Below are 9,239 nucleotides of genomic sequence, written 5' to 3'. Positions count from 1 at the left end.
TCGGCCAGCGCCCGCCACTCGTCCAGCTCTTCGCTATAGCCCGGGGCGATGACCCCGCCGTCGCGGACCAGCACCGGCGGGGCGTCGATCACCGCGCGCTCCAGCAGTTCGCGCAGTTCGGTGAACTCGCCCATTTTCTCGCGCAATTTTTGCACCGGCTGACTGTCAACGTCGGCCAGCAGCTCACGCAGCAGAGGCAGTTGCTGCAGGGCATGACGCATGCGGGCAAGATCGCGCGGCCGGGCGGTACGCAGCGCCAGACGCGCCAGAATACGCTCCAGATCGCCGACCTGGCGCAGCACCGGCTGCAGCTCGGTATAGCGCTCCTGCAGCGCGCCGATGGTCTGCTGGCGCTCCACCAGCACGGCGGTATCGCGGACCGGCATATGCAGCCAGCGCTTGAGCATCCGGCTACCCATCGGCGTCACCGTACAGTCGAGTACCGAGGCCAGGGTGTTGTCGGTGCCGCCGGCCAGATTCTGGGTGATCTCGAGGTTACGGCGGGTGGCGGCATCCATAATGATGCTGTCCTGCTGGCGTTCCATGGTGATGGAGCGGATGTGCGGCAGCGAGGTACGCTGGGTGTCTTTGACATACTGCAGCAGGCAGCCGGCGGCGGACAGGCCGCGCGGGGCGTTTTCGACGCCGAAGCCGACCAGATCGCGGGTGCCGAACTGCAGGTTTAGCTGCTGGCGCGCGGTGTCGATTTCAAATTCCCACAGCGGGCGACGGCGCAGACCGCGGCGGCCCTCGATCAGCGACGATTCGGCAAAATCTTCCGCATACAGCAGTTCCGCCGGGTTGGTGCGCTGCAGCTCTGCCGCCATGGTTTCGCGGTCGGCCGGTTCGCTCAGACGAAAGCGCCCGGAGCTGATATCCAGCGTCGCGTAGCCGAAGCCTTTGCTGTCCTGCCAGATGGCGGCCAGCAGGTTGTCCTGGCGCTCCTGCAGCAGCGCTTCATCGCTAATGGTGCCCGGGGTGACGATACGCACCACTTTACGCTCGACCGGTCCCTTGGTGGTGGCCGGGTCGCCAATCTGCTCGCAAATGGCCACCGACTCGCCCTGGTTGACCAGTTTGGCGAGGTAGTTCTCCACCGCGTGGTGGGGGATGCCGGCCATCGGGATGGGTTCGCCCGCGGAGGCGCCGCGCTTGGTCAGCGAGATATCGAGCAGCTGCGACGCGCGTTTCGCATCGTCATAAAATAGCTCGTAAAAATCCCCCATCCGGTAAAACAGTAGAATGTCAGGATGTTGCGCCTTCAGCTTGAGATACTGCTGCATCATCGGCGTGTGGGCGTCGAGATTGTCAATTGTGCTCATGGGGTGTTATCCAGATCCCTGATTTGAAATGGCTGCGATTTTGTAGTTGTCGTCGTTATCACATGGATGAGACATAATAACGGAGATGGGCAGGTGAGGGAAACCGACGAAAGCACGCGGCGCGATCCGGATTCCAGTTGCAGAGGGGGCGGGGTACCGTCACAGTAATTGAACCGCCGCCACGCGATCGTCTTCATACATTACGTTCGCCGTCGATGTTGTTCTGCCTTCTGGCCGTAGACCTCGTTACGACAACGGCTTGTGGTTGCTAGTCGTAAAGCCATTTACCTGCTTTTGCTGATTCGGCAAACATTTTGATAGTTAAAGGTTTACGCGTTTTTTCTACATCTTCTCGTTTTACTTTAAACCACCGAGTTAGCATTGGAGTATTCTCCCAAGGGAAATAACACGACCATTTAACACTGGAAAGATCAACATTAAATTTTTGTTCAAATTTATTTAAAGCGTCATGCAGATCGTCGCCGGGAGCATCAAATAAGTCATAATCAAGTTCCAATGGGATTTCTTTCCAATTTTTATCTAAACGGGTTGAGATCTCATCTTTAAACAAGTCTAAAACCTGATCTTGAATGCTTTTCATTAAAAGGATGTCCATTGTATACGGTCTTTGGGGCGAGCTATTAGGTTGTATTTTTCCTGAGTTTTTCTTGAAACTTGATAAATTGAGTTTACAAGTCCTATCCAACCTAACCACGGAACATAACGGGCGATAACAGCAGCAAGACTATTCGTTTTTCTCATTCTTACACCAACGGGTGTAGGAACCCTAATACCAAATGGAGTTTTTGCATTTCTCAGAAGCATCCTTCCATATTTAGAAACAACACTTGTTCCTTTTATTGCCTCTCCTGGCTTTGTTCTGGTTTTTAGCCAAGGTTGCCCGGCGAGGATAGCGGCACCAGATTCAATACCAATGCCAAGTTCGTCACAAAATTGTTCAAGAAAAATGACATCAAAAAGTTCACCAGCCGAAAGATTGGATTGTCCGTGATAGAAATAGGTTCCATTTAGTTCTTCTGTCGTATCCATTTGCTCATCTATTATGCTGTTTGTCTTTCATTCCAGGCATCGGTGAAAATTATATTTCCGTCACAATGTTTCCAGGTGATCTTCTCATATCTAAGTTCGACAGATTCAAGATGGTTGTTGTTCTTGTCTTCTGGGGAAGCCATTGTAGGAGATATTGATACGATTCGGACGCCTTCAAGTAGCATATTGAAGTATTCCACTTCTTGACCAGCATCGCTGATTTTATACCATTTGATTTCAGCAGATTTCAGGTTCTGACCAGTAGCTACTGCTTTGTAGAGGTATTGACTGGAATAGTCGAATTCTTTAACGATGATCATTGGTGAGTGCTGACGAGTGCCGGTAGGCTTGCCAGTGGCATTATCAGTGGGAATGGAGAGATTGTGATGAAACCCTTTAAATTCGATGCTGAACTCCCTGTCTGCAACATCACAACCACCTTTGATTAGTGCCCCACCGTCGTCGTATATCCACATATTACCTGGAATAGCCATGCTTCTTCTTCCCTCTATTATCATTAGTAAGAAAACAGTGTATCGAGTTGATTAAGCGCAGTAAATAATCAATGTGTCGTTTTTGGATTAATACGGGAAATATCTTCTCTGTAATGATGGTTTATATTTAAAAATAGCTGTCGTAAATATTTCATTGGGTTATTACGCCATTGGTATAGATTTTAAATATAAATGACCCTCAATAATATAATGCAGGCAATTATTGCCAGAAAGCGTAAGCGCGGCGCGATCCGGATTCCAGTTGCGCCGCGCGGGGGTTACGGCGCCAGATAAACCTGGGGGACCGCGTTGTCCGGGTGCTGGACGAGGCGGACATCCGCCCCGTACCAGCGATGGATAACCGGCTGCTGGATCACCTCCTGCGGCGTGCCCTGGGCGACCAGATGGCCCTGGTGGAGCAGCAGGATGCGGTCGGCCCACAGGGCGGCGAGGTTAAGGTCATGCAGCACCACGCAGACATGCAGTTGCCCGCCGGCGGTGAGCCGTTTGAGCAAACGCAGCAGGTGCTGCTGATAGTAAAGGTCCAGCGCCGAGGTGGGCTCATCGAGAAACAGCCAGCCCTGCGGCGCGCCGTCGCGCCATAGCTGCGCCAGACAGCGGGCCAGCTGTACCCGCTGCTGCTCGCCGCCGGAGAGGCCGGGATAGCGGCGACCGGCAAGGCCATCGCAGCCGGTGACGGCCATCACCGCCGCCAGCACCGCCGGATCCGCCGTCGCGCCCCACGGTGAGCGTCCCATGGCAATGACCGTTTCCACCGTCCAGTCGGCCTGCAGGGCCGTTCGCTGCAGCATGACCGCCCGCCGGCGCGACAGCGCCTCGGGGGACCAGGCCTCCAGCGGCTTGCCTGCAAGATGGCGGGTGCCGCTGTCCGGAGTCAGATAGCCGGTCAACAGGCGCAGCAGAGTGGATTTCCCGGCGCCGTTCGGCCCGATAAGCGCCGTCATCTCGCCGCCGCGCAGCGCGACGGAGACGTTGTCGATAATCTGTCGTTTACCAAGGTGAAGTGACAGCCCCTGGGCGCAGTATTCATTAACCATGTCTGGAGTTCTCCCGACGAAAGACCAGCCACAGAAACCAGGGGGCGCCCAGCAGGCTGGTGAGCAGACCGACCGGTATCTCCGCCGGCGCCGCCACGGTGCGGGCCAGGGTGTCGGCCAGCAGAAGCAGGATCGCGCCGGCCAGCAGCGAGCCGGGGATCAGTCCGCGATGGTCCGGTCCCAGCCACAGGCGCATCAGGTGCGGCACCACCAGGCCGATAAAGCCGATGACTCCGCTGATGGCCACCGCGGCGGCCACCAGCACCGCGCTGCACAGCAGCAGCCAGCGCTGCAGCGCCTGCACGTTGACCCCGAGATAGTGCGCCTCTTCATCGCCAAGCTGCAGCAGATTGAGGCGGGACGCCATCCACCACACCGCCAGCGCAGCCGGGATAATCAAGGTCGCGGCCACCAGCAGCGTCGGCCATTCGGCCTGGCCCAGACTGCCCATTCCCCACAGCGACAGCTGGCGCAGCTGGGCGTCATTGCTCAGCCAGGACAGGACGCCGACCAGCGCGCCGCACAGCGCGTTGATGGCGATCCCCACCAGCAGCAGGCGCGACAGCGAACCCTCCTCCGCCCGACTGAGGATGAAAATCACCACCATCACCGCCAGGCTGCCAATAAACGCCGCCAGCATCGGCATATACAGAGCGATCAGCCCCGCAGCGGAGAACGGGAGCACTAGCCAGCTGGCCACCGCCAGCGCGGCGCCGCTGCTGATGCCCAGCAGGCCCGGGTCGGCAAGCGGGTTGCGAAACAGCCCCTGCATCACGCAGCCGGAGAGGGCCAGCGCCGCGCCCACCAGCAGGGCCAGCAGCACCCGCGGCAGACGGATGGTCAGCCAGATATGGCGCAGCATGTCATCCCCGGAAGGCAGCAGGTTGACCAGCGGCAAGCGCATGGCGCCGAGGGTGGTGGCAAACAACGTCAGGGAGACCAGCAGCAGCGTCATCAGCAGCAAACGGCGAGCGAGGGCAGGGCGCATCAGGGCAACTGCTCCGCTTTGTTTCGCAGCGCGATTATCGCCTGCGGTGTGCGCGGCCCGAAGCCCAGCAGGGCCATATCGTCGATCGTCAGCAGCTGTTTATGACGCCCCGCCGGGGTCTGCGCCAGGCCGGGCAGTTTCCACAGCCCGGCTTCGCCGCCCATCCCTTTGAGACCATCGGCGGAGATCACCACCAGATCCGCCTGGCTGGCGGCGACCCCTTCCTGCGACATGGCGCGATAGTGGTCGAAGCCCTGCATCGCGTTCTGCAATCCGGCGGCGCGAATGGCGCCATCGGCCGCGGTATGCTGTCCGGCCACCAGGGTATTCATTCCGCCGTGGCTGAGAATAAACAGCACCCGCTTAGCAACCGGCTGCGTGGGAATGGCGGCGATCTGCTGCTGAAGCTGCTGGCGCAGCGCGTCGCCTGCCGCCGTTTTGCCTAACGCTTCGGCAATGACAGCAACTTTGTTATCGATCGCGGACAGACTTTCGCCGCCCGGCACGTTAACCACCTTCACCCCGCTCGCCTGCACTTTGTGTAAGACCAGCGAGGGCTGCGCCTGGGCGCTCGCTAACACCAGCTGCGGGCGTAACGCGAGGATCCCCTCGGCGTTCAGCTGTCGCAGGTAGCCGACGTCCGGCAACTTTTGCGCCGCCGGGGGCCAGCTGCTGGTGCTGTCCCGCGCCACCAGGCTCTCCTCCGCGTGAAGGGCATAAACGATCTCAGTGACATCTCCGCCGAGTGTGACGAGCCGCTCAACGGCGGCGTGACTCAGCAGCGGGAAAGCGATCAAGAGCAGTAACCAGCGCATCATGCGGGCTGCCCTTCACGGGTCAGGCGGTCTACCTGCTGGCGCCATTGCGTCTGCTCGGGGTGCCCCTCGCTGCGCTGGCCGTAGAGCTGGGCAATCTGGGTGCCGTCTTTAGCGAACAGTTCGACGCTGGTGACGTGTCCGTCCGAAGTCGGCTTGCGGGTCACCCACACTTCATCGAGGCTCTCTTCGCGCAGATGCAGGGTAAAAGTAGTATTGAAGATATTCAGCCAGCCGCGCATGGGGGCCAGCTTTTCCAGGGCGCCGGTAAAGATCTGCACGCAGCCGCGATTGCCGACGAAAATCATGATTTCATTGCCCTCCTGGCGCACCGTCTCCAGCAGCGACGGAAGCGCATGGCGATCCACGCGGCAGGCGAGGTCGTCGCTCACCAGACGGAAGGCCTGCTGGCGGGAAAGCTGATATTTACGCAGCAGACCGAAGAACTGGTGAACGTCGGTCATCGCGCGCCAGTCGTTCTCCAGGGCGGCGCCGTCGGCGGTATCGGCATATTTCACCGGCTCCAGCGGGCGCAGGGTCAGCGGTGCCGGCGCCGCCACCCGATATTCCGCGATCAGGGTCTCCCAGGCCGCCATGTCGGTCTGCGTGGTCGCATAGACTTTCAGCAGGGCGTCGCCGTGGTGGTCGAAAAACTGGATGCTCTGACGGCCATTATCGTTCAGATGGAAGGCGCTGGCCCACTGGCTGAGGAACAGACGCAGGTCGAGCGCACGCGGGTTCAGCACCAGCCCGGCGTGGCCGCTGAGGTGCTGGTGCGTGAACTGGCCCACCTGCTCATGCACGGCATACTCGTTGCGGCAGATGCATTTGGTTTCGCCGACGCGCTCCAGGGCGGCAATCAGCGCCCGGGCGTCATCGCTCAGGCGCACGGCATCATGGCCGAGGCGGGCGGCGGTCAGCTCGGCTTCGCTGATCCCCATTTCCGCGGCGATATCGCGGGCATATTTCGCGGTACTGGCCGCTTTGGTGGCCTGGTAGCGCTGACACAGGTCAGGGTGTGCATTTGGCATAATCATATCCTTCTCGACAATGAATATCCCCGGCCGGCGGGCCGGGGGCAGGTGCGTTATTATTCGGGCAATCAGAAGTCGACGTTGACGCCCAGCTGCCAGGTGCGGCCCGGCATCACCGCCAGCGCTTTATCGTTGGCGTCCTGGTTGGTGCCGGTCTCGATATTGCGGCTGCTCAGGTAATCCCAGTATTTACGATCGGTGAGGTTGTAGACCCCGCCATTGAGGCGCACGTTTTTCGCCACCTGCCAGTACGCGGTCCAGTCCAGCATGCCGTAGCCCGGCACGCGCATATAGTCGCTGCTGGCATCGGTGATGGCGGATCCGCTGTTGCTGTAGCTTTCGCGGTTGGTGGCGGTCGCCTGTTTCCCTTTGACAAAGGTCGCCGTCAGGGCGGTGCCGTAGCGTTTCGCCGGATCGTCCCACGCCACGCCGACGATGGCTTTCATCGGCGCCACGCTGTCGAGGTCGACGTATTTATCGCCGCTGTAGCTGGATTTCGATTTCCCTTCGCTATAGCCGAGGGCGAGGGTGGCGCTCAGGCCGTCCACCTGCTCAAACCAGGTGCCAAAGTTAAATTTAGTGCTGATCTCACCGCCGTAGATATAGGCTTTATCGCGGTTTTCCGCCTGATAAATGGTGTAGATGTTCGACGGCACATTCGTGAACTGGCCCGGATTGTTGGCGCGGGTATAGCGGGTATAGGCGATAAAGTTCTTATAGCTGTTGTAGAACAGCGCCGTGCGCAGGGTGATGCCTTCGGTAACTTCCCCTTTCAGCCCCCACTCGAGATTATCGCTGGTTTCCGTCTTCAGATCGGTATTGCCGATCAGGGCATACTGCTGGCTGCCGGCGTAGCTGGAGCCGAGGTTCCAGGAGCCATACAGCTGGCTGGCGTTGGGGAACTGCGCCCCGCGCTGGTACTGCAGGTAGGTCATCAGGCGCGGGGTGAGGTCGTACTGGAAGGTCAACGACGGCAGAACCTGGGTATCGCTGTTTTTGCCGTACAGATTCGCCACCGACGATTCGCTCAGCACGCTGCTGTTGGCGGCGAGATCGGACAGATTTTCCGGCTTAGTCGATTGATGCACCACGCGCACGCCGGGAATAACGGCGAAGTTGTGGCTGTCGAGATCGAAGTTGATCTTATCCTGGACAAAGCCGCCGAGGGTGTAGCTGCGGCTGTCTGCCTCCGGCTGCATGATCTCGCTGTAAACGCTGGGGATCGGCGACTGGCTGAACGGCCGCTGGGTTTTGCTGGTGCTGGCGTTGAAACCGGCGCTCAGATCGTGGCGGCCCAGGGTTTTCGCCAGCGCGGTCTGCAGGCCCCAGGTGTCGGTATCGTAGTTAGAGTTCACCTTCTGCATTCTGCGGGTGACGCTGTCCGGCATATAAGTCCAGTCATGGGCTTCGGTATGCTGGTAGTAGATTTTTGTGGAGACGCTGTCGAGGTAGTCGTTCATCGGCGTCCAGTCATCCTTCAGGCTCAGGCCCCAGCGCCGGGTCTGGCTGGTCTGGTTGGCGGTGCCGATGGTGCTGTTGCCGCTGGAGTCCCAGGTATCGTAGTGGGTGTGGTTGGTTTTATGGTAATAGTCGAAGGTGCTGGTCAGCTTGTGCTCATCGTTAGGCTGCCAGATCCCGGAGGCCAGAAAAGCATCGGAGTGCCAGTTCGCCGGGTAGGCGTCGACGGTGCCGCTGTTGTTTTCGGTTTCCTGGCCGTCACGGCGGCTATAGACCAAAATCCCGCGCAGGAACTCATCGCCGCCGGCGACGGTCACCCCGTTGTGCCAGCTGCGATCCGCAGAGTCGTAACCGCTGCGGTAGCCGAAGGCGCTGGTCTTGCCCGGGCGCAGGTAATCATCCGCTGATTTCGGGCGGAAGGAGACATTCCCCCCGATAGCGCTGTTGGCCGTTTCCGTCGAGGTGGCGCCGGACTGGATATCCACGCTGCCGTACATATACGGGTCGATATAATCGCGGCCGATGCCGAAGGTGTTGAGCCCGGCGCGGCCGACGTAGCCGCGGCCGGTGGCGTTGGGTTGCGCGATACCGTCCACGTCGATGCCTACGCGGTTGCTCTCCATACCGCGAATGTTGTAGCCGGTGTAACCTCCGCGGTCGAAGCCGCTTTTGCCGTTGCCGGAGCCGCCGCTGGCCCCGGTGGCGCTGATGAGCGGCTCATAGCGCATGATTGAGCCGAAATCGTTAGCGCCTTTATTCTCCAGCTCCCGAGCGCTGATGCTGTGTTCGCTACCGGCTTTCTGCACCGGCGCGGGGGCGGTGACGGTCATTTGTTCCGAGGTGTCATCCACCGCCTCGCCGCTAACGGCGGAAGTATCTGCTGCGATGGCAGAAGTCTGATAAATTGCTGCAAACAAAGAGGTCACCAGCAGGCGTTTTTTACACCATGCTGCTGACGGAGTCGATTTGTACATAGTCGCCACGCCTTGATCGTTATTAGTATCGGCTCACGCGTTACTT

Annotated in this window: 9 protein-coding genes; all 9 read right to left on the bottom strand. The window is 59.3% G+C overall.

Translation table 11 applies throughout. The annotated features are described in order from the left end of the window. The coding region (gene mutS, locus BHE81_RS28760; RefSeq protein WP_228268717.1) for a DNA mismatch repair protein MutS at window positions 1-1,322 on the bottom strand (1,322 nt) is incomplete at its 3' end. 268 nt (window positions 1,323-1,590) lie between these two features. Then, window positions 1,591-1,938 carry a DUF1493 family protein gene (locus BHE81_RS13705; protein ID WP_008806210.1) on the bottom strand — a complete coding sequence of 116 codons (348 nt, stop codon included), beginning with the start codon at window positions 1,936-1,938 and terminating at the stop codon, window positions 1,591-1,593. Further along, a complete protein-coding gene (locus BHE81_RS13700; RefSeq protein WP_004188736.1) occupies window positions 1,923-2,372 on the bottom strand; it encodes an STM2901 family protein in 450 nt (149 codons plus the stop codon). The genes BHE81_RS13705 and BHE81_RS13700 overlap by 16 nt, the downstream gene beginning before the upstream one ends. Window positions 2,373-2,383: 11 nt before the next feature. Further along, the gene (locus BHE81_RS13695; RefSeq protein WP_110246443.1) at window positions 2,384-2,866 is read right to left on the bottom strand and encodes an Hcp family type VI secretion system effector; all 483 of its coding nucleotides are present in this window, start codon (window positions 2,864-2,866) and stop codon (window positions 2,384-2,386) included. A gap of 278 nt (window positions 2,867-3,144) precedes the next feature. After that, a complete protein-coding gene (locus BHE81_RS13690) occupies window positions 3,145-3,924 on the bottom strand; it encodes a heme ABC transporter ATP-binding protein (protein WP_004149516.1) in 780 nt (259 codons plus the stop codon). Then, a complete protein-coding gene (locus BHE81_RS13685) occupies window positions 3,917-4,912 on the bottom strand; it encodes a FecCD family ABC transporter permease (RefSeq protein ID WP_004185411.1) in 996 nt (331 codons plus the stop codon). The genes BHE81_RS13690 and BHE81_RS13685 overlap by 8 nt, the downstream gene beginning before the upstream one ends. Then, the gene (locus BHE81_RS13680; protein WP_004181072.1) at window positions 4,912-5,730 is read right to left on the bottom strand and encodes a heme/hemin ABC transporter substrate-binding protein; all 819 of its coding nucleotides are present in this window, start codon (window positions 5,728-5,730) and stop codon (window positions 4,912-4,914) included. The genes BHE81_RS13685 and BHE81_RS13680 overlap by 1 nt, the downstream gene beginning before the upstream one ends. Continuing rightward, on the bottom strand, window positions 5,727-6,758 hold the full coding sequence (locus tag BHE81_RS13675; protein ID WP_110246442.1) for a hemin-degrading factor: 1,032 nt from the start codon (window positions 6,756-6,758) through the stop codon (window positions 5,727-5,729). Before BHE81_RS13675 ends, BHE81_RS13680 begins: the two co-directional genes overlap by 4 nt. A 71-nt stretch (window positions 6,759-6,829) precedes the next feature. Further along, window positions 6,830-9,193 carry a TonB-dependent receptor domain-containing protein gene (locus BHE81_RS13670; protein ID WP_023301530.1) on the bottom strand — a complete coding sequence of 788 codons (2,364 nt, stop codon included), beginning with the start codon at window positions 9,191-9,193 and terminating at the stop codon, window positions 6,830-6,832. Between the last annotated feature and the right edge of the window lie 46 nt (window positions 9,194-9,239).

The organism is Klebsiella sp. AqSCr (genome assembly GCF_008452795.1).
GTDB lineage: Bacteria > Pseudomonadota > Gammaproteobacteria > Enterobacterales > Enterobacteriaceae > Klebsiella > Klebsiella pneumoniae.
Note: the sequence above shows the minus strand (reverse complement) of the source record. Positions and strands in the feature narration are given on the sequence as shown.

Coding starts and splice junctions, on each gene's coding strand:
- BHE81_RS13680 (WP_004181072.1), bottom strand. CDS start 5,730: ATGATGCGCTGGTTACTGCTCTTGATCGCTTTCCCGCTGCTGAGTCAC.
- BHE81_RS13705 (WP_008806210.1), bottom strand. CDS start 1,938: ATGGACATCCTTTTAATGAAAAGCATTCAAGATCAGGTTTTAGACTTG.
- BHE81_RS13685 (WP_004185411.1), bottom strand. CDS start 4,912: ATGCGCCCTGCCCTCGCTCGCCGTTTGCTGCTGATGACGCTGCTGCTG.
- BHE81_RS13675 (WP_110246442.1), bottom strand. CDS start 6,758: ATGCCAAATGCACACCCTGACCTGTGTCAGCGCTACCAGGCCACCAAA.
- BHE81_RS13670 (WP_023301530.1), bottom strand. CDS start 9,193: ATGTACAAATCGACTCCGTCAGCAGCATGGTGTAAAAAACGCCTGCTG.
- BHE81_RS13690 (WP_004149516.1), bottom strand. CDS start 3,924: ATGGTTAATGAATACTGCGCCCAGGGGCTGTCACTTCACCTTGGTAAA.
- BHE81_RS13695 (WP_110246443.1), bottom strand. CDS start 2,866: ATGGCTATTCCAGGTAATATGTGGATATACGACGACGGTGGGGCACTA.
- BHE81_RS13700 (WP_004188736.1), bottom strand. CDS start 2,372: ATGGATACGACAGAAGAACTAAATGGAACCTATTTCTATCACGGACAA.